Origin of the sequence: Pseudomonas syringae group sp. J248-6, assembly GCF_032586995.1 — a bacterium.
In the GTDB taxonomy this organism is placed as follows: domain Bacteria; phylum Pseudomonadota; class Gammaproteobacteria; order Pseudomonadales; family Pseudomonadaceae; genus Aquipseudomonas; species Aquipseudomonas amygdali.
The window spans coordinates 117730-137748 of sequence record NZ_JAWHOP010000010.1; the positions used below are offsets into that span (position 1 = coordinate 117730).

Here is a 20019-nt window from a genome sequence, read left to right on the forward strand (position 1 = left end):
GTACTGTACAGAATTTCTTTTTATCCACAATTAGTCTCACTAAAGCTTATGCCGAAAGCTCAAAATCGCTTGAAGGCTTCCTAGCTTTATACATTGATGCAATATTATTTTTTGCTTAAGCATATTTTTTGACTCTACAAAGGACTCTAAAGAGAAAATAATTTATGGAGTCGAAACAATATACATGAACCAAAAGTGCTATAAAAGCCTTATAGAACAAAGCCTTTATATAGCAATGGCTTTTTTAGACTGCATCTATTTGATGCATATTCACAATGACTACTTCCGGAGAAACTAGTATCGGCGTAAAAAACTTTGGGGGTCGCTCGCTCACAGAGATACAGCTTATAACCACTGCCTACATATCAATAATATAGCTAGCCAAATACCTCTCCAGACAATCAACTGAAGAACTTACAAATACAAAGAACTCTACAACTAAAGCCATACAAGCTTAGAGAGCCTAAACTTTAACACCACCAAAAATATCAATTCTCAAAAAAATCATAACCTTTATAAAAACCAATAAATTATTAAAAAATTAAGAACCATGAAATATCACGCATCTTAAATTCAAATACCCCCACAACTTCCGCCACTTAGAGCTTTAATCCTACAGAACCTCAACAACGCCATTGTAATGACCTAATAATTCCGGACACTCATTTAGGCGAGAACATCGCCACATAGAGATGTCTGATGCCCCAATAACGCTGCACCTTCGCCACTAAGTTCAAACATGAGGCCGCGGACCTATTGCTCGATCAGTGCTATAGCCGTGTCGAAGCCTCGCGCTCGCTTGAGATAATCGAGTCTACGCTACGTTGAGGATGAGCCAGCTCCAGCAGGGGCGCAATTTCGGCCACACCAGTTCATGATGGCCCTACACCGCTCAATACGAAAAGACATAACTTCGTATCTAGGATAAGTTAAACACTACAATCGTGCCCTCGATGTTATTTTATGCATCATCGATCTCTGCATCTTTTTGCTCTTTAAAACCTAGGCGCTTTACTTCCTCAAGGATGGCTGCACCGTGTTTTGCCTGCTTAATACTTACATTACCCGATGTACCCACCAGCCTACCTATCGAAAAAGCAAGACTTCTCTGCCAAGGCTGGAGATTATTTGTTTCCTTTGACCACTTGGCAATTTGATACCACATGTCAGCGCGAACGTCTGTAACGGATGTGATTAATTGCTGCTCATTTTCATTAGGAGCACTTACGCCTTGATTTCCTTTCAACGAACCCGTTTTTCTTGAAAAATCGATAAGTTCTTTCCCTAATGCGGAGCCAATATTAAAATTTGAACCCCTGATCTTTTCCCAGCATTCTTTGCGCTTACACCACTCAGTAACATTCTTTCCATTGGGCGGACTTACGATGATACGGTGCACGGCCATTGAGACTTCTTGAATAACATCATGAAGCACTGGTGAAATATCTTGGTTTTTCCAGATACCGTCGAGATCTATGCATTGAGATGTACGATTGGATATCCAAGCTATTGTATATGTAACAATGTTAGCCTTATACCCACCAAAACTTTTTTCACGCACAATGCGGTCAGCTTTATTAAAGATAATAGCCTTGGCTATCAGATGCTCAAAATATCGTACGTCAACGTCAACCCGCCCACGCTCCTTAAGCCTGATGGCAAAATCATTAAAGTTTTTCTGAGCCCCTAAGCTGACAACGTGTGGAAGCTGCATCCAAGTATTTTCGTATTTCGCCAAGTCAGTTTTTGTAAATTTTTGACGTGTGGGGAACGTCGCGTCAAACTGTCGTTTTCTGGCATGCGTTCCTTCTCTCGCTTTGGCGTCGAGATACTGCCCTCTTGCCCGCTCGTAAAACCATTTGGATTGCTTGCTGGAACCGTCTACTGCTGGTGCCCAGACAGTTCTGGAGAGCCCTTCAATTTCTACATGGAATGGATCATTAGCATAAAAATCGGCGTCGTTGACTTTATTCTGGCTGTTGGCAAACCGGGAGATCAGCGGAACAATATGCTCAAGCTGGTCTTCAGGAATGACAGATATTTTTGCTTGAACAAAAATCCCTTGGAGGTCAGCTTTGTCTTTCTTTGCCGTGTAGTAAAGGGAGGCAGTAGTCTGGCCTCCATTCACAATTTGCAGGTTACGAATCTTTGTAATTGACAAGCCATCCTTGCCGAACTCAATATTATCTGCAGTGGCCGACACTCCATTGTTGTAAGCAAAAAAGCGATGAGGCTCTTCCAGAATAGTTTTTCTAATCCCTTTATTGACATTACCACGGGCCTGTAAAAAAGACCTGACATTACGTTCAAGAAGACGTGGACCGTACTTTTCATAGATACCAGCTAGAACGTCCCCGGGAATTACTGCGAGATAGCCTTTATAGTCCGAATTTGGATCGACCAGAGAAAGACAGGAAATATTCTCTCCGAACTCTTCCGTAAAATCAATCTCGATGGGTTCAAACTTCTTTCCGGAGGTGGCAAGGCGATATAGCCGTGCAGCATCCCATACATGCAGTGTAACTGAGATGTCTCCACCTTCTTCCGGGTGAAAGATATCCTGATTCACGACTCCATCCGTCAAGAGAAAGATTCTACAGCTGGCGAGGCTATCCCTTAGCTCATGTATTCGCTGAAAGGCGTCGTAGCTTTCCGACGACTCTTCAAGGGTGCTGTGAAAACCAGTCAAGCCCTTGCGCAGACAGGTTTCGGCCTGCCTGAAAGCAGCTTCGCACTGCGCTTTTGTTACAGTAACGGGGGGAGTCTGCTGATTGAATAAAGCTACAAAAATATCTAGACCATCCTCATCCTGGTTTACGTTGTAACCATTCAGCTGCATGCCCCGAGATTTATAGAAGCATATATTTACGTCTTCGACTTCACCTGCTTCAATTAGGTAGTCAGCAACCGTTCGCGTGAACTTATCTATCTTGAAGCCGCCGTATTCAGAATCACTTGTACCTGCTAGGATATCCTGTATGAGATCCTCACAGAATGAATTAAGTCCCTCCTTTTCACTCATCAGCAGGCCTCCTTAATCAACAAAGCAAGCTCAGATAAGGGAATCTCATAGTTCTTACACTGCGCGACTGAAATTGAATACTTGACATCGCCAACACCTGCTCGAATCTCATTTTCGCGAATTCTCGGAAAATCTTTCTCCACAAGAAATACTGCAGACTCCCTAGTGGCGTATCCAGTAGAGTCATACTTGCTTCTCTGCGAGTCTATATACCCAGCTGCAATCAGCAGATTATTAAACTCAGACAACGCTCCAGTATGAAGAGAAAGGCGGGCGCGTATGTCATCTACCAAGGAAGGCAAGGTATCAGACCCTCTTTCAATGAGTGCGACTGAAATATAATAAAGATAGAGCTTCCCCACGGTTGTTTCGTCAAGCTGCTGCTCGCTTGTAATCTGGAGCTTCTGGTGCTGTTTCGATGCGCTGGTTTTTATCTCTACAGCTGCGTGTCCAAATTGAAAATCGTGCTGTCTGCTTCTGGGACCAGTCCATGAAATTACTGCTTTCTCTAAATTATGGGCTGAGCCAAAAGCGTGATTTTTAAGGAATCGGAGTTCGCCGTACAGCCCTCTCTGTGCCTCCTCAGACAGGCCATCATCTCCCTGCTTTTCAAAAAATGCCTGCCACAAGCGTACACGACTGAGAAAGCCAGCAATAACTTCTCTTTGTTTGGTGAGTGCATGAAGCTTGCTGTAGATGTCGTCCGCTATAGAGGCGAATATATCGTTGTACCCCACAGCTGAAGAGAAAAGTATCAGGCTCGCGTGGTTTGAAAGTATTTCATCCCCCGTAATCTGAACAGTGAAATACAGTCCACGAGACGCAGGGATGATTTCTGGTAACGGAGCGCTGTCCCTTGGCACCTCAAGAATGAAAGTGCGCAGCATTCCTGGAGCTCTAACGCCAATGAACATGGGGCATATGGCATTCAGGCCGATTAGGCGCTTGGCAGTACCTGGCCCGATCTTGTTGAGCGCGGATGCATGAAGGTCGATCCATAGATCCTTAAACATCATCTTCGTCGTCCCCATAACGATCAAGCCAGTACTTAGTGTTGACCTGATATTCGACGGTAGTTTTGCTGCTGCTGGCAGGGAAGCTCATGGCCATGCCGATGATGGGCATGTCTGTGAACCGCTTCCCATCCAAAAGCACATTACTGGAGTCCAGCGGATAAATCAGAAGGAGCCCTCGCTCAGGACTTCTTGCTCGACGGATGAAGGGCCCACTTGGCGAAGTGGGCTGTACCTTATGTCGTGTTTCACCTTTTGCCCATGAGCCAATCGTGGCATTCAGAGCTGCATCGAATTGGAGATCGGTGAGATCTATATGCTGGTCCTCAGGACTAATGAGGTTGGCATTACGCAGCCAGTAAAGATCTTTATCTGACTGAACCTCATTACGCTCGATCAGTCCGGTCTGATGCCCGCCGATTGGTAGACTGGTCTTGGCCGTGCCACTCGATATCAGAACAACTGTCCAGCCCTTAAGCTCTCCAAAGTCATTGACCTTCTCGATGTATTTGCTGATGAGTTCGGGGTCAGCACCGCGCGAAAAGGGATGTATTTTAAATCCAGCCAGTAGTTTGTGAATTAGATCTGGTTTGACGTCGTTCCACAGGTAATTATTCTTCTTCTGAGCACTGAATAGGCCAAGACCGCTAATCCATTCATCGACTTGTCTGAAGTTATTTGCCTGTGTGTTTTTATTTTTATCAAAAACTATCGTCTGAGCCAAGCTGTCGGAAAATGTGACCTGCATTTTTTTGCCGCTTCTGATCTTGTTAGCGGCTGTAATACTCAGCCCATTGGCATGCGTTCTGACTTTTAGACCGTAAGCCTCAGGATCAAGATTACTAAGCTCCATAAGTTTAAATTCGCGCTTCAACTCTTCGGTTGCTACTGCGATATGCTGATACCAGCCTTCAATTTCTTTAGTAGTATAAAGACGGCACAAATCGAGATACCCTGGTCTATATCCGAACCAGCGCCCCATCTGAAGTAGGGTGTCATAGTTTTTGGCCGGACGACTATAATAACTAACACTCAGCCCATCAAGAGTAAGACCTCGTGAGAGTTTGTCACCTCCAACTGCGATAACATTCAGTCCTTTGGGATGCTCCGCATAGTCAAGTACACCTTCAGCCAAGCCATTAATACCTCTGACCTGGACTTTCAGTGCAGCCTCTGTAAGCTCTCTAAACACCTCGCTCCACTGGATCGGAGTTATAAGAGAATCACCCGTCAGCTCAATAATAGAAGAGGTTTTTTTAACAAAATCATCTTCCCAGAGCCTCTTCAATTCTGCGAGAAGATCCTTACATTGCGGCCCCGTATTAAACTCCAAGGTTCTTTGAATACTGACAAGCTCATCTCCAACTAGGCCAATGACCTGTTCTTGGACGTCATTGAATCTGGTGACATGAATAAGCATTGTGTTGTGAACATTCTTCTGTCCCCTGACTCGGCGGGCAGCGCAGGACAGAATGAACATCCGGATCGCCTCGATCATCGTGTAAGGAAGGCAATCTACCGGAAGATTCTTTTTGTGTTTGGCAGGGAAAAACTGCTCGGCATCTTCGGCGTGTTTGATCAGTGGAAGGCTCTTATCTACGGAAGCCAGGCCGTCGATGCTTTCTGAAAGCCCAAAAACTTTGGTCGCCCCGATATAATTATCCGGCGGATTGATATAGTAAATAAAATTTCGTGGGAACAGATCCTCGCCATATTTCGATTTCTCACTCCCATCATCAGGTGGCAAAATAAAAATATTAGCGAAAGGTGTGGCTGTATACCCAATGTATGAACTCTGGGAAAACGTCTTGAGTATTTTCCTAATAGCTTGGTTGATTGCAGTAGGGTCTTCTTCAGGATCTTTGGTGTTTACGGATGCGTTATCAGCTTCGTCATCAAGTAACAGCAGAGGAATACCATTAACAATTTTACCCCCTGTTTCGGGATTGGTTTGCCCCTGCCCTTCGACCCAAGTCAGTATTCGGTTGAGAACGGATGTGTTTTTTTTGACGACAAGAAGAAGAGGATTCCCTCCCAACTGGGAGTTTGTGCCCTTCCTAGCCCTGAAATCACCACCGTGAGCACTATAAGTAAGGGGTTGAACAATCAGTTGTCCATGGTCTTCAATCTTTCCTACTCCAATGCGGCTTCCGTTCTCATGAAACTTTCCGATTTCACTTTCAAAACCAAGAAATTCAGCATCGAGTCGGGATTGCGTCTGGCTGCGGAGGTCATTCGTCATACCAGCCATCACAATGACGAGCTTGTACCCGGCATCTACGGCCTTGCAGATGAGCCCAGTGTAGTTTGCTGTTTTTCCTGACTGTACATCACCGACAACCATTCCGCGCCGGTCCCATGCACCTGACTGCGCAGGGTTTCCGATGTCACCCAAGGTAGCATCTGTGACTTGATCCAGTTTTCCGGTGACAACAGAAGACCAGCTCTTCTCTTCTTCCAGATACTGGCGATAACGCTTCCAGAACCCCCAGCTGATCTCGGTTTTACGTTCTGGAAGCCAGTTTTTATGTTTTTTATCACGCAATACAGATGGATCAGGCTGCCATACGCTGACCTGACTGGAAATTTCCCGAAACAGCAGATTGCGGTCAATTTCCTCAACCAGTCCTGCCGCTTCAAAAGCGTCGAGTAGAGCATTAATTTCTTTTGAGATTTGTTCAGAAGTGACGGTCTCTTCTTTTCGAAGCCTTTTCATAACCGTTGCCTTGACTTCATCGTATCCGTACTTATCCATCTAAATACCTCCTTCGGGCTCTTCTCTAAAGGCTTCTACAAACTCAGGTGTCTGGCTGAATGGCTCCATCGTTACGAGACGATCAAATATTTCTTCCCGGCTGAAGCCGTTTTTCTGGAATGAGCTGTAAATCTTCTGCAGGAGAGGCCTTACCTCTGAGTATTTTGCGCCCTCCAGCGGGCCGCCCATCCTGTCTGGCTCTTCAGAACTGGTGATTATAATATGGGACGCAGGAATGGTCTCCTCCAGCAGGCGCAGAATGGGCTCAATTTTGTCGGCCCCGATTTCGCGGAGAGAAGACTTAATAAGAGGGTGCTCACGGTTTATCTCGTAGAAATATTTTCCGTGCCTTGTCTTCTGCTGCCAAAGAAAGACATGGCCCTGAGATGACCTTCTGGCAATGACCTTTCCTCGATGGCGATATACCTGAACAGCCTGCTCTCGCGTCAGTTTGGCAATTCTCTTCAGATCTGCTCGGAGATAGCCAGGAGGTCTGGCCCGAGATTTCTTAACGTCTATCTGCCACTCATCATCCATGCTGTTGGGCAGGTCGATCTGGATTCTTGCAAGCTTATGGTGCTCTTCCTTCTGAAAACCGAGCCCCAACCAGTCACCAGAAACGAGGAGACGTTCATTTCTATAAATATAGAAGCCCTGCTGAGCATTCCAACCTTGGGGGCCCGAAGCCGCGCGGTGCGTATCCTGAGTCAGCTTAGATAGGTGCGGAAGCACGTAAGGAGTGACGGAGAGCTGTGCGCCATTGCAGAAGAGCTTTTCCGAGGGGAGCTCCTGAGTTGCCTTTTCTCCCTTCAGGAATGGGTTCCATCCTTCAATCCTGCGGCCATTAATGAAGATGTTAATGCCGCCCCGCTTTTCCAAGTAACGATGAAATACCATTGCAAGATGCTCTTTGACTTCTTCAATGGCTTCAAGAAAACGCTTGTAGGCCTTATTGTCATCAGCTCCCGTAGAGCCGGTAACGCGATCCATCTCTTCCCATAAAACTATCGTGCCCTGCTGAGCTATCTGCTCTCCCACCTCCATGAGCCGGTCTCGGTTAACTTTTTTCAGGAGACGCCATTCCCCTGCAGAATTGATGTAATCAAGATCCCAGCAGCGAGCAGCAGAGGTGCCGGTTTCTGTCTTGGATATAACAGACATTCGCCTGCATTGAGAGAATGAAGCAGTCTTGAGCCCCAGTCCAAACCTGCCAAGGTCTCGCGGCTCTCGGTCCTCTAGCGGGCTTTTTGAGCCAGGCCTCATCGCCGCCACCAACTCATTTTCGGTCATTCCTCTGCCATCATCTCTAATGGATATAAAGGATTGAGCACCATCCCACTCAAACCTGATACAAACGTTTTTTGCTATGGCAGAAATGCTGTTATCTACAAGGTCAGCAACAGCAGTACGCAGACTGTATCCGAAGGCCCTCAGTGACTCGACGAGAGCAGAGGGCTCTGGCTGTGCCACATCATAATCATCCGGTGACAGCTCAATGTCGGGAGCTCTTTCCATTTTCACCCAAGAACCCTCTCAGCAGGTTTTCAATTATATCGCTGCTTTTTGTTTCGCACTCCCAGATTATGAGGTGTCTCCAACCTAATTCTGAAAGTTGTTTTTTTACTACTTCGTCACGACGAACATTTGCTTCAAATTTTTTTGTCCAGAACTCTTCTCTGGATTTTGGCGTATACGCAAATTTGCATCCAGGATGCCTGTGCCAAAAACAGCCATGAACAAAAATAACGGACTTGAACTTGGCTAATACAATATCTGGCTTTCCCGGCACGATTGCGCTATGCAGTCTGTATCGATACCCCATTCGAAAAAGTACTTTTCGCACTGCCAGTTCCGGAGCGGTGTCCCGTGACCTGATACGGGACATATTCCAACTGCGCTTTTGGCTGGTCAGCCTGTCTACCATTGTTAGTCCTTAATTCTTTCTAGAACATCTCTAACTATAATTGCAATCTTTAAGGCTAGATATGCCGGGACTGCATTCCCAACCTGATGATACTGCTCGGTTCTCGGACCTTCGAAAAAGTAGTTATCCGGAAAAGTCTGTAGTCTGGCTGCCTCTCTGACCGTAAGGCTTCGGCACTGAGATGGATCATAGTGTATGAAATAATGTCCATCTTTTGATATATGAGAAGTCACGGTTGTTGATGGCTTATGCGCAAGCTGAACCCTGAAGCGGTCATTAAACATTTTCCCGCTAACGCCAACTTTTACGTTTTTATGATTGGGCAATAGAAGCGTCGGAAAATCCGCAAGCACAGGAGAGGTTCCGAATGTTTTCGCATAGGAGGCTGCGAACAGGTATCGGTAAAGATCATCTCTCATATGAGAGCGCGCATCATGATGGGTCAGCGTCATAAGCCGGTCATCCCCATACCAGCTGGTCATTGTCTCTGGCATTACGTATCGATTCGAGCATTTTTGCGATGGGAGGCGCGATGTCGGAGAAACGTAATTTTTCATTATTTCTGAAACAGCATAATCTGAGCCGGTAGACATTTTGTACCAAAGTGTCGTGCTTGCCGACCGAACTATCTGCTGCCACCGCTCTGCGCTGTCCTCATCCTTTGTCACACCGCTTCGAAGGCGCGGCAAACCTCCGATAGTGGCTTGAACACTTGGAGATTCTCGTTTTGTCAGGATCTCTGGCACTACCTTTATATCGTCACGAATCCCAATGATGAAGATTCGGTGTCTTGCCTGCGGAATTCCATACTCTTCAGCTTTGACGAGAAATGAAGCGGGGTCAGCTCCTATACTGAACTCACCTTTTTCGCTGAGAGAGTAGAGGCGATATGTAAGCCCGTTATCACTTTTCCCAATGGCGGATTTTGGATGCGTCAGATCGCGCAGAATCTTTTGGATTACAGGCTCGCCTTTTACGCTTGCAGAAAGCAGCCCTTTTACATTTTCCATCACAAACACTGGCGGATTGTGATCAACAATGATCTTCAAATACTCACGGTACAAAAAGTGTCTTTTATCGTCTTCAAACTCAGGAGAGCCACTCATCCTGGAGCGCCCGACGAGAGAGTATGCCTGACAGGGAGGACCACCAATCAGGACCCATTTTTTTGTATTTCCTAATCGTGTATTTATAATTTTTTGAACGGTATCATGGTTTTCTGGCCCGAGGGAAATGCAAAGTGCCGAACCTTCAACTTTTTTCCATTGTTCTGGATATGCTGCAATCAGCTCTTCTTTAGTTAATTTTCCGCTAATGTATTCATAGTACTCTTTCGGAGCCTTACCTTTTCCAAACAAGCGGAAGAAATGTCTGAGCGTGAGGGTTTTATGGGCAACCTCGTTATGCTCTATCGACACAATGCTGTGAAACGACGAAACCCCATTTCCATTGTGCAGAGCGGAAAAGCCTTCCCCCAGCCCACCAGGACCGGCGAAGAGATCAACTATTGGGTAAGAAATGTTAGTCACTCTCATTCCATATAAATCTTTAATTTTGTCCGACCATAGGCTCTGCAGTCTGGCCTGATCGGCTTCCTCACCGATACGTCACCTAGCGAGCTTCTGATCAAGGCCGCCTGCTTTCGGTTTGCTGATCAATCCAGTTCTCTATCGCCTCTTTTCTGAACCGCCAGCTACCTCCCACTTTGAAGCCGGGAATCTTTCCCTCAGCGGCAAGCCGGTAGGCCGTCTTCTCCGCGAGTTTGAGGTACTCAGCGACTTCTTTAAGGGTCATTATCTCTTCAGGCATCCCATGCGCCTCTATTTTGATAATTGAGAGAATAGAGGAAAATCGGGAAATGACCAATTATAAACGTGAACCTCTGCGCCTCTTGGCTGGGTTCTCTAACGTGATGACGATAGGGAGCATTTGAGCTAGCCAGATCAAGCTGAAGCCCTGTTAATGGTCACAAAGCGCACGTCACCTGCTGCAAGCAGCTCGTCAAATCGAGCTTTCAGCGCTGATCGGCTACCAGCATTCTTAACAAGAAAAGGCTGATCAAGGATCTGCAACGTCGCTTCGACTGTGGCGTAGGTTTTCCCCGTACCGGGCGGACCGAAGAAAATCTGATTGAGCGAAGGCATTGCCGAACGTCCTTGTAGGAAAAGTCCGACAACAGTATCTAGATTGCCAGCATGGGTAAAGCGAAGCCTCGGTGGTGTGGTGTTTATGTGGCAGCCTTGAGAATGCGACGCAGAGCGTCGCGAACTGGATTCCTACGCGGAGCGTTGGAACGATATGGGTTGCTGAGCCCGATACCTCGCCTGAAGATCGGAAACCCCTGACAGCCTCTCCCTCCTTGGTCCGATATCGACACGCTGCCAGCGCCAGCATCATGTACGCCGGTGCCTAAGAAACACCCAACGTAGATGCAGTGAGTTCACGCATAGCTTCAGATTCCAATCGTTCTAATCAAACGGGAATCTCGGCTTTGCTGATTCGCTCAGTTGGGTTTTCTTACGCCCGCTCTACGTTGGTCTTTAACGTCATTTCAGTTCATACGTAGAGGTCAGCATGTTAAGCAATCTATTTCAGGCCAGTGCTCGTCAGCCGCGCGAGGTGTGTGCCGGTTTCACCCCAACCCCCTTCCACCGCCACAACCGTCAACTCCTCGCCCTCCTCCTCGAAAACCAGCCCTGGTTCAGCGCCCGAGATCTCGGTCGTATGATCGGTTGGCCGTTGAACGAGCGAACGCTGCGCAAGCTGGATGCTGACCAGCACCGGATGATCACGCTCGACCTGCACGGCGAAGCACAGCCAGAGCTGATGGTCAGTGAGTCAGGGGCGTACGCGATGATGCTACATCACTATCACGCGGAGAATCGTGGGTTGCGGCAGTGGCTTACCAACGAGGTGGTGCCTGCGTTGCGGGATGGGCAGGTGCCGTTTGATGACTGCACGCCGCACCTGAGCATGCTGCAGTGGCCGGGGTTGTCGGTGAGTATGTTGCACTGGCACAGCGAGCCGTGGATAAGGTTGCGGGATATGCCGATGCTGTTGGCGCATCCGCAGATGCAGGTTGAGGGGCGACCACATAGTTTGGGCAGGTCCTGGTGGCGGGCGGTGCTGCCTGCTTCTCGGCTGGGTTGAATGCGTGGTGATGGCCGTGCCGTGTGGGTAACGGCCATTGTGTCTCGTGGGATCAGTCTTTCAGGCGGCGGCGGTAGTCGCTGATCATTTCTTTGGTGACATCTTCCTTGTAGCAGATCGGTGCGTAACCGCCTTTGCGGCTGTACGCGCTGCGTTTGCCGCATTGGCTGCCATTGCGAGCGGAGTTGTAGGGGCACGGACAATTGCCGGGGTAGCTGTCGATGGATTCCTGGATGATGGCTTTGACGATTGAGGCGTCTGTTACCTGGGCTTCTCTGGCGTTTGCGGAGAAGGCACAGAGTAATGCGAGTATGGCGACGAAGCCTGTCCCTGTCTTTTTCATGGCTATTCCTTAGCGAGTGCAGACGAGTGTCTGTTGCAAAGTTTTACCATGATGCTATTAGGCCATCAAATTTTGTTTATTGAGGTGATCTGGTGGAGGCATGGCTAGGCCGAGCCTGAAATTTGGTTCGCAAATGATGTACCGCATACATAGGTTTTGCTGCCGGTTCCCGGCAGATCGCGAACAAGTTCGCTCCTACGCCCTCCGGGCAGAAGCCTGGATTTGTGAGTGACCCAGCATTCGCGTGATGGCTTGGATGTGACGCAGAGCGTCACGAAATGCGTGCCAACGCGGAGCATTGGCACGATAGGTATTACCGAGTGCCTGCGGGGCTACTACACCCCGCAGGCATCCTCCATTAGAACTGCCAATCCAGCGACAGACCCACGCCGTGGGTTTTATCCCGTGCACCGAGCAAGCCGTTGTAGTCCAGGTTGATGCGTGCATCCTTGCCCAACGCCAAGCTAGCGCGGGCACCGACTACGGCGGCGTCGCGGTCCATGGAGACGCTTTGTACGTTGAAGCTGTTGCCGGCGCTGGCGAAGGCCAGGTGTTGTTCGGCCGAGGTGGCGCTCAGGTTGTGCTGCCAGCCGAGGGTGGCGGAGACGTCGAGTTTTTGTGTGTCGTTGAGGTTGAAGCGGTTTCCGGCGCGCATGCCCAGGGTCGAGAGCACGGTGTCGCGGGTGTCGTCGCTGCCTTTGAGGGCTGTGGCGCCGCCTTTTTCGGTGAAGCTGTCGCTGTCGAAGTGTACGTAGGCCAGGTTGGCGAATGGCTCCAGTGCCAGCGGTTGCAGGTTCAGGCGGTAGGCGGCTTCGGTGAAGACCTGGCTTGACTGGGCGTCACGCTTGACCTTCTGGCGGTCGGAGAACGCGCCGAATTGCAGATCGCGTTTCACGTCGATGCGGTGCCAGCTGTGCGACGCGCCTGCGGTGAGGCGCAGTGCGCCCTGTTCGTGGCCGATGTAGGCGCCCAGGTGGTAGCTGTCTGCCGAGGCCCGCGAGTGGGTGTCGTCGCCCAGGCTCAGCGAGGTATCGCTGTAACCTGCCATCGCGCCCAGACGGGTGTGTTCGCTGATCAGGCCGTCGACGCCTGCCAGCAGGCCGCCCAGCGATGAGGTCGAGCTGGCGCTGTCGCTACTGCCGCTATTTTTGCCCCAGGCACCCAGCGCTTTGACCCACACCGAGTTATCTTCAGTGCCCGGTGCTGGCTGGTCGTACAGGCCTTCGACGCGCAGGCGATCACCCACGGCGTCGCGCAGTTGGCGGCTGTCGTTGATCAATTGCGTGGCGATGGCCGGGTGCACTTCGCCGGACAGTTGGGTGAATGCGCGGCGTGCGCTGGCGGCGTCCTGGCTGAGGATGATGCTCTCATAGACGGAGTTGCCCGCACTCAGTTGCTCAATGGCTTGGGCCACGCTGCGTTGATTGGACGTTTGCGCCGCGCTGGCGAAGCTGTCGCCATTGCGCTCCAGGGCCAGGGTTACGCCAGTGCCTGTGTAATTCAGGTTGCCGTCGAGGAATGCGTAGTTATCCGTCACCGAACCGAACTGACCCTGAATGCCGCCAGCCGCTTGCAGTACGTTGAACTGCTGACCCAGAACGCTGCGGGTCTGGTTGCTGCTGAGCAGTGCTGCGTTGTCGTTTTCCAGAGACAGGGCCATGTTGGCGCCACTCACGGTCGCGGTGCCGCCGACCACAATGCGGTCGCTGGCGGTGGGCGAGAATTCAACCGCGTAGGTCGAGCCCGGTGCCAGGTTGAGGTTGCCCGCCACTTGCAGGGTGCCGATGGAGTTGCCCGGTGCAATTGTGCCGCCACGGTTGGCGTTCAGCGACGCGATGCTACCGTTGCCACCCAGAATGCCGCCATTGTTGACGGTGACGGCAGAGGCCAGCGAGCCGTTGATGGCCAGGCGTCCTTGATTGACCAGCGTCGGGCCGCTGTAGCTGTTGGCCCCGCTCAGCACCAGGGTGCCGATGCCTTGCTTGGTCAGTCCGCCGTGACCGGAGATGCCGTTGCTCCACACATCCAGCCCGCATTGCGGCCCGGTGCAGGTGCGTTGGGTCGGTTTGCCTGCGTCGACAATCGCGCCGACACCGGGCAGGTCAGCCACGAACTGGCTGTCGCCGTAGGCGCCGTCGATGCGGAATTCGGCAGGAATATCTGCCTCGGTCACGAACATGCTCGGGCCGTTGATAGCCTTGCCGAGGTTGATCATGCCCCAGCCGTATAGCGCGTCGACGCCCGGTGCGCCAAGGTCGGTGGCGGTGGTCTTCAGCACGTCGGCGACCTGCGCGCCGGTCATGTACGGGAAGCGCTCCATCAGCACAGCCATACTGCCTGCGACATGAGGTGCGGCCATCGAGGTGCCGTTCTTGTTGGCCCAACCGACGGTGAGGTCTGCCAGGCTGGTGCCGTTAAGGACCGAGCTGTAGATGCGCGTGCCCGGTGCCGAAACGCAGAAGCTGGCGGTGTAGCCGCAGCGCGACGAGAAGGTGCTCAGGGTATACGGCGTGGTTGCAGCTGCGGCGGCGTCGGGGTTTTGTTGCAGGGCGGCGACGGTCAGCCAGTTGGGGGCGATCTCCGGTACGAAATAGCCGAGTCCGGCCATTGCGTCGGGGTTGTTGAGGTTGTAGTCGTTGCCTGCGGCGAAGATGGTCACCACGCCGCTGCGTGCCGCGTCGATGGCACCCTGATACGCGCCACCCGGACGCGTGCCGAGGATCTGGCGGATCTGGTCGAACTGCACTTGCGCGTCCTGCACGGTGAAGTGCGGGAACGCCGGATCGCGACCGCCCTTGCTGAAACGGTCGGTAATGCCGATGCCCCAGCTGTTGTTGATGACCCGTGCGCCGCTGTTGACCAGCGCGTTCCAGCCAGCCTGATACACCGCGCCGTCGTTGCCCAGCACGATGCCGTCTTCCGGGCCTGGGTCGCCGTTGTCGGCGCTGATGATTTGCGCGTTGTAAGCCACGCCATGCATCGGCCCGCCATCACGATCGCCACCGGCGATGCCGCCCACGTGGGTACCGTGGTTCCCGAGTTTGCCGCCGGAGTCCAGAGTCGGTGCGCCGTCGTAGCGGAACGCGTCGCCCGCCTTCACCGGGATGTACGGGTCGGTGTATTCACGGATACCGCTGGTGACCAGGTTGATCACCTTGTTGGTGCTGGAAAACTCTGGATGCGGGGCGTAGACCGGCTGGTCGAAGATGCCCAGTTTGATGTCCTTGCCCGAGTAGCCTGCAGCGTAGGCCTGATCCGCATTGATCGCGCCCAGGCCCCAGTCGGCATTGAATTCGGCACTGCGCCAGCTGGCCGCATTGCCCGCCTGCCCTGCTTCCACATAGGGTGCGGCATGTGCCACGCCCAAGGTCGCCAAGTAGCAGGCCAGTGCGCCGCAAGAGGCGCGGTTGATGGCGCGAATGGCCTGACCGAGGGGTTTGACAGAGGTGTGTCGGGTGGTGGATGCATCTTTCATGAAACGACCGTCCTTAGTTAACGCGCACGAATCTCCGCGCACATGCATCTGCATGCGCGTCGTTTTTTTGGTTTGAGGGTTGGTTTGGGTTGGGTAATGCCGGGTTTAGAACTGCCAGTTAAGGCTCAGGCCGACACCGTGGCTTTTTTCCCGGCTGGCCAGTTGGCCGCTGTAGTCGAGGCTGACCCTGGCGTCCTTGCTCAACGCTACGCTGGCATGAGCACCGACCAGCGCGGCGTCACGGACCAGCGGCGAGCTTTCGATACCGAAACTGCCACCGCCCGAGGCAAATGCCAGGTGCTGCTCGGAATCGGTGTTGCTCAGGTTGTGCTGCCAGCCGAGGCTGCCCGACAGGTCGATTTTCTGTCGGTCGCTGATCGCGATGGTTTTCAGTGCCCGCACGCCGAGAGTGCTCAGCACCGCATCGCGGTTATCGCTACCGGCAGACAGCGCCGCCGCGTCGCCCTTCTCGGTGAAGCTGTCGGTGTTGAGGTGGACGTACGCCAGATTGGCGAACGGCTCGAGGGTCGCGGGTTGCAAGTGGATGCGATACGCCGCCTCGGTAAACACTTGCGTGCTCTGGGCATCGTGTTTGGTTTTCTCTTTGCCAGCAGCACCGCCGACCTGCACGTCGCGTTGTACGTCGATACGATGCCAACTGTGCGCGCCGCCGAGGGTCAGGCGCAGTGCGCCGATTTCATGGCCGAGGTAAGCGCCCAGGTGGTAGCTGTCCACCGAAGCCCGGGAATGCGTGCCGGAGCCCATGTTCAATGAGCTGTCGCTGTAGCCCGCGACCACGCCCAGACGTGTGTCATCGGTAAGGTTGCCATCGACACCGGCCAGCAGGCCGCCAATCGAGGTGGTGTAACCGGCGGTATCGTCACGCGAGTCGGTCTTGCCCCAGGCACCCAGGGCTTTGATCCAGACATTGTCTTGCGCGGCCGTATTGCCATCAGTGCCGAATACGCTGGTCCCGAGACGCTCACCCACTGCATCGCGGATCTGCCGGCTGTCGTTGATCAGCACGCTGCCAATGGCCGGGTAGATCTCGCCGGACAGTTGCTGAAAGCTGTCTCGGGCAGCAGTTGCGCTTTGAGTCAGCAACAGGTTTTCGTACACCGCGTTGCCTGCGCCAAGCTGTTCGGCAGCGGTTGCTACGGCAGATTGATTCGGGGTTTGGGCGACGCTGCTAAATGCGCTGGTTTGCTCGACGTTCAGCGCGACGCCGTTGGCTGCGTAGTCGAGTCGGCCACCCAGAAACGCGTAGTTCGAAGTCACTGAGCCGAACTGGCCGTTCACGCCATTGGCGGCTTGCAGCACGTTGTACTGGCGACCTACGACGCTTTGGATCGGTGCAGAACTCAAGGCCACCGGCGTCGCGCTCTCCAGCGCCAGCGTCATGTTCGCGCCTGACACGGTGGCGCTTCCGGTGGCGACGATGCGGTCACTGGCGGTGGGCGAAAGCTCAACGGCGTAGGTCGAACCCGGTTGCAGGGTGACATCACCGTTGACCTGCAACGTACCGATGGAATTACCCGGCGCAACGATACCGCCACTGCGCGCTGTCAGCCCACCGATCTGGCCGTTACCGCCCAGCGTGCCGCCCGCATTGACCTGCACAGCGGAAACCAGCGAGCCGTTGACCGACAGCAAGCCGCCATTGACCAAGGTATCGCCACGGTAGGTGTTGGCGCCTTGCAGAATCAGTCGACCGGCACCGGATTTGACCAGGCTACCTTGGTACTGACGCTGTGCCGCTGCGGCGGCGCGAGCGGTGCCGGTGGCGTAGTCGGCTTGGTCCTGTTGGCTGGCGGTGCTGGCAACGCCGTTCTGCCAGCCTTTGCTGATCAGGGTTTGCTGCCAGGTGGCCTGCTCGGCAGTGTCTTCGGCCTGACGCTGAAGCAGCGCCTGATCGGAAATATCGTTGCTCCATACATCACTCACACCGGCACCCAGGTTGGCGTCGAAGGTGCCGAGCAATTGACCGGGACCGCGCATCGCCCGCTCAAGATCGGCCACGCCCCAGCCAACGCTGTTGGTCGGTGCCTGAGTGACCGAGCCATCGAGCTGGGTGGCGGTGGTCAGCAACACTTGCAGCGCCTGCTCGTTATTCAGGTACGGGAAGCGTTCCATCACCAGTGCCAGCGCCCCGGTGGCGTGAGGCGCAGACATCGAGGTGCCGGACTTGATCCCGTAACCGCCGCCGGGCACGGTGCCGTTGATCAGTCGCCCCGGCGTGGTGATGCACCAGTATTTGGACAGGCCGCACTGGTTGTAGCGCTGACCGTTGCTGCTGTCGAGGCCAGACACAGCCAGCCAGTGGCCTTCGAGGTCTGGCTCGAAATACGGCAACGACGCCCGCACGCTGGCATTGGCGTAACCGCTGTTGCCTGCACTGAACACGTTGATCACGCCCTTGCGCGAGACGTTCGCTGCTTCGTCCAGCCAGGTTCCACGGTTGTAGTGCTGAGCGTAGGCAGCACGCACACCTGCCTCGGTGGCGTAGGTCACGTCGGATGGCTGGCTGCCCCAGCTGTTGTTGATGGCGCGTACTCCGGCATCCGCCAGCGCCCCATACACTGCCTTGAAATACTGCGGGTCCGGGCTCGGGCCGAACAGGAAGCTGTCGTTCTGATTGGTATTGCCGACGTAGATCTGTGCGTTGTACGCCACGCCATGCACGCCGACGCCATCGCGCGCTGCGCCCATGGTGCCGGTGACGTGCGTGCCGTGGGTGTCGTTGTTCGGATTGATGGCGCCGGTGATGCTGAAGGGCGAACCGTCAACGTAGGTGCCGGTAGCGGTGACTGCGTGGTAGCGGGACGGCGTGGCTTCCGGGTGGGACGGGTCGAAACCCGAGTCCAGCGCACCGATCTTGACGCCTGCCCCGGTGATGCCGGCGGCGTATGCCTGATCCGCCTGAATACGGCCCAGGCCCCAGTCGCTCTGAAATTCTGCCGAACGCCAACTGGCAGCGTCACCCGGTTTGCCCTGCTCGACATAATCCGCATAGGCAGAGCAGCCAAACGTAAAAGACAACGCACAAAGAGCACCGCTTGTTACTGGTTTAAACGAATAACGGACAGCACCCAAACGCTTGGACTTTCGCATCCCTGCACACCTGATAATGGTCGGCTCTTCATTGAGCGATTCCAGAACATAGTCTGCAGTTATGCACTTGGCAACAGATTTATTTCAATTCTGATACAAGTTTAAGGACATAAGGATAATGCATCACTGGATATATAGTTCAGTGATATCTGATTGAATGTATTGAGTTTGTTTGGTTTTTTGATATGGAGGTAACCGAATTTCGTAGTGGCCATTTAGTTGCACGCCATTCTCTTGTCTTCAGTTTTCCAGCCAATACTTTCAGCAACTTCAGTTAAGCGCCTTATTTATTCGGACGAAAGAATAATTGTCCGACAATAATGGATAACCACCCAAATGGAGCCTACGTTACGGCAAACCGATGACGCAGAGCGTCATGAACTGCATGCCCACGCGGAGCGATGGGCACGATAGGTGGTGGGGTTGAGAGTTGTGTAAACGCACACGGACGCAACACCCCAACTCTCGTTACCACGCTCCGCGTGGTAATGCCGTTCTGGACGCTCTGCGTCCTCTTCGGGCTACGCCTTCTGAGGTCAGGCTGGGGTCTGGGTAGCGGGGTTGCTGTGTGAACGCAACCAGGCGCAATACCCCCAATTCTCGTTACCACGCTCCGCGTGGTAATGCCGTTCTGGACGCTCTGCGTCCTCTTCGGGCTACGCCTTCTGAGGTCAGGCTGGGGTCCGGACAGTGGGGTTGTAGTGTGAACGCAACCAGGCGCAATACCCCCAATTCTCGTTACCACGCTCCGCGTGGTAATGCCGTTCCGGACGCTCTGCGTCCTCTCCGGCTACGCCTTCTGAGGTCAGGCTTAGGTCCGGACAGTGGGGTTGCTGTGTGAACGCACGCAGCCGCAATACCCCAACTCTCGTTACCACGCTCCGCGTGGTAATGCCGTTCTGGACGCTCTGCGTCCTCTTCGGGCTACGCCTTCTGAGGTCAGGCTGGGGTCTGGGTAGCGGGGTTGCTGTGTGAACGCACCCAGGCGCAATACCCCCAATTCTCGTTACCACGCTCCGCGTGGTAATGCCGTTCTGGACGCTCTGCGTCCTCCCCGGGCTATGCCTTCTAAGGTCAGGCTGGGGTCTGGGTAGGGGGGTTGCTGTGTGAACGCACCCAGGCGCAATACCCCCGACTCTCGTTACCACGCTCCGCGTGGTAATGCCGTTCCGGACGCTCTGCGTCCTCTCCAGGCTACGTCTTCTGAGGTCAGGCTGGGGTCTGGG

11 protein-coding genes and 1 pseudogene are annotated in these 20019 nt (G+C 53.1%); 1 reads left to right on the top strand and 11 read right to left on the bottom strand.

Annotated features, from left to right (window positions below):
* Window positions 1-961: 961 nt before the first annotated feature.
* The 8 genes and pseudogenes from RYC17_RS15060 to RYC17_RS15095 form a co-directional block, all read right to left on the bottom strand.
* Window positions 962-3022, bottom strand: coding sequence for an AIPR family protein (locus RYC17_RS15060; RefSeq protein ID WP_316903630.1), 2061 nt, complete (start codon window positions 3020-3022; stop codon window positions 962-964).
* Window positions 3022-4038, bottom strand: coding sequence for a PD-(D/E)XK motif protein (locus RYC17_RS15065; protein WP_316903631.1), 1017 nt, complete (start codon window positions 4036-4038; stop codon window positions 3022-3024). The genes RYC17_RS15060 and RYC17_RS15065 overlap by 1 nt, the downstream gene beginning before the upstream one ends.
* Window positions 4028-6790 carry a Z1 domain-containing protein gene (locus tag RYC17_RS15070; protein ID WP_316903633.1) on the bottom strand — a complete coding sequence of 921 codons (2763 nt, stop codon included), beginning with the start codon at window positions 6788-6790 and terminating at the stop codon, window positions 4028-4030. The genes RYC17_RS15065 and RYC17_RS15070 overlap by 11 nt, the downstream gene beginning before the upstream one ends.
* Complete coding sequence (locus RYC17_RS15075; RefSeq protein WP_316891727.1) at window positions 6791-8305, bottom strand: ATP-binding protein; 1515 nt, start codon at window positions 8303-8305, stop codon at window positions 6791-6793.
* Window positions 8283-8714: a very short patch repair endonuclease gene (locus tag RYC17_RS15080; protein WP_316891726.1), complete on the bottom strand. Its 432-nt coding sequence runs from the start codon at window positions 8712-8714 to the stop codon at window positions 8283-8285. Before RYC17_RS15080 ends, RYC17_RS15075 begins: the two co-directional genes overlap by 23 nt.
* A 2-nt stretch (window positions 8715-8716) precedes the next feature.
* Window positions 8717-10243 carry a DNA cytosine methyltransferase gene (locus RYC17_RS15085; protein ID WP_316903634.1) on the bottom strand — a complete coding sequence of 509 codons (1527 nt, stop codon included), beginning with the start codon at window positions 10241-10243 and terminating at the stop codon, window positions 8717-8719.
* 97 nt (window positions 10244-10340) lie between these two features.
* On the bottom strand, window positions 10341-10523 hold the full coding sequence (gene mads1, locus RYC17_RS15090) for a methylation-associated defense system helix-turn-helix domain-containing protein MAD1 (RefSeq protein WP_316891722.1): 183 nt from the start codon (window positions 10521-10523) through the stop codon (window positions 10341-10343).
* Window positions 10524-10666: 143 nt separating this feature from the next.
* A pseudogene (locus RYC17_RS15095) lies at window positions 10667-10858 on the bottom strand (ATPase); the annotation flags it as partial.
* 430 nt (window positions 10859-11288) lie between these two features.
* Between RYC17_RS15095 and RYC17_RS15100 the strand changes: the two are divergent.
* Window positions 11289-11864: a Bro-N domain-containing protein gene (locus RYC17_RS15100; protein ID WP_316903635.1), complete on the top strand. Its 576-nt coding sequence runs from the start codon at window positions 11289-11291 to the stop codon at window positions 11862-11864.
* Window positions 11865-11916: 52 nt separating this feature from the next.
* Here the strand turns inward: RYC17_RS15100 and RYC17_RS15105 are convergent, their stop codons facing one another.
* From RYC17_RS15105 to RYC17_RS15115, 3 genes are all read right to left on the bottom strand, one after another.
* Window positions 11917-12207, bottom strand: coding sequence for a hypothetical protein (locus RYC17_RS15105; protein ID WP_057404088.1), 291 nt, complete (start codon window positions 12205-12207; stop codon window positions 11917-11919).
* A 358-nt stretch (window positions 12208-12565) separates the two neighbouring features.
* A complete protein-coding gene (locus RYC17_RS15110; RefSeq protein WP_316903636.1) occupies window positions 12566-15682 on the bottom strand; it encodes an autotransporter domain-containing protein in 3117 nt (1038 codons plus the stop codon).
* 105 nt (window positions 15683-15787) lie between these two features.
* On the bottom strand, window positions 15788-18793 hold the full coding sequence (locus RYC17_RS15115; protein ID WP_316903637.1) for an autotransporter domain-containing protein: 3006 nt from the start codon (window positions 18791-18793) through the stop codon (window positions 15788-15790).
* Window positions 18794-20019 lie beyond the last annotated feature (1226 nt).

Excerpts from the sequence above, each read along its gene's own strand:
- RYC17_RS15060 (WP_316903630.1), bottom strand. The coding sequence starts at position 3,022 with ATGAGTGAAAAGGAGGGACTTAATTCATTCTGTGAGGATCTCATACAG.
- RYC17_RS15065 (WP_316903631.1), bottom strand. The coding sequence starts at position 4,038 with ATGATGTTTAAGGATCTATGGATCGACCTTCATGCATCCGCGCTCAAC.
- RYC17_RS15070 (WP_316903633.1), bottom strand. The coding sequence starts at position 6,790 with ATGGATAAGTACGGATACGATGAAGTCAAGGCAACGGTTATGAAAAGG.
- RYC17_RS15075 (WP_316891727.1), bottom strand. The coding sequence starts at position 8,305 with ATGGAAAGAGCTCCCGACATTGAGCTGTCACCGGATGATTATGATGTG.
- RYC17_RS15080 (WP_316891726.1), bottom strand. The coding sequence starts at position 8,714 with ATGGTAGACAGGCTGACCAGCCAAAAGCGCAGTTGGAATATGTCCCGT.
- mads1 (WP_316891722.1), bottom strand. The coding sequence starts at position 10,523 with ATGCCTGAAGAGATAATGACCCTTAAAGAAGTCGCTGAGTACCTCAAA.
- RYC17_RS15100 (WP_316903635.1), top strand. The coding sequence starts at position 11,289 with ATGTTAAGCAATCTATTTCAGGCCAGTGCTCGTCAGCCGCGCGAGGTG.
- RYC17_RS15105 (WP_057404088.1), bottom strand. The coding sequence starts at position 12,207 with ATGAAAAAGACAGGGACAGGCTTCGTCGCCATACTCGCATTACTCTGT.
- RYC17_RS15110 (WP_316903636.1), bottom strand. The coding sequence starts at position 15,682 with ATGAAAGATGCATCCACCACCCGACACACCTCTGTCAAACCCCTCGGT.
- RYC17_RS15115 (WP_316903637.1), bottom strand. The coding sequence starts at position 18,793 with ATGCGAAAGTCCAAGCGTTTGGGTGCTGTCCGTTATTCGTTTAAACCA.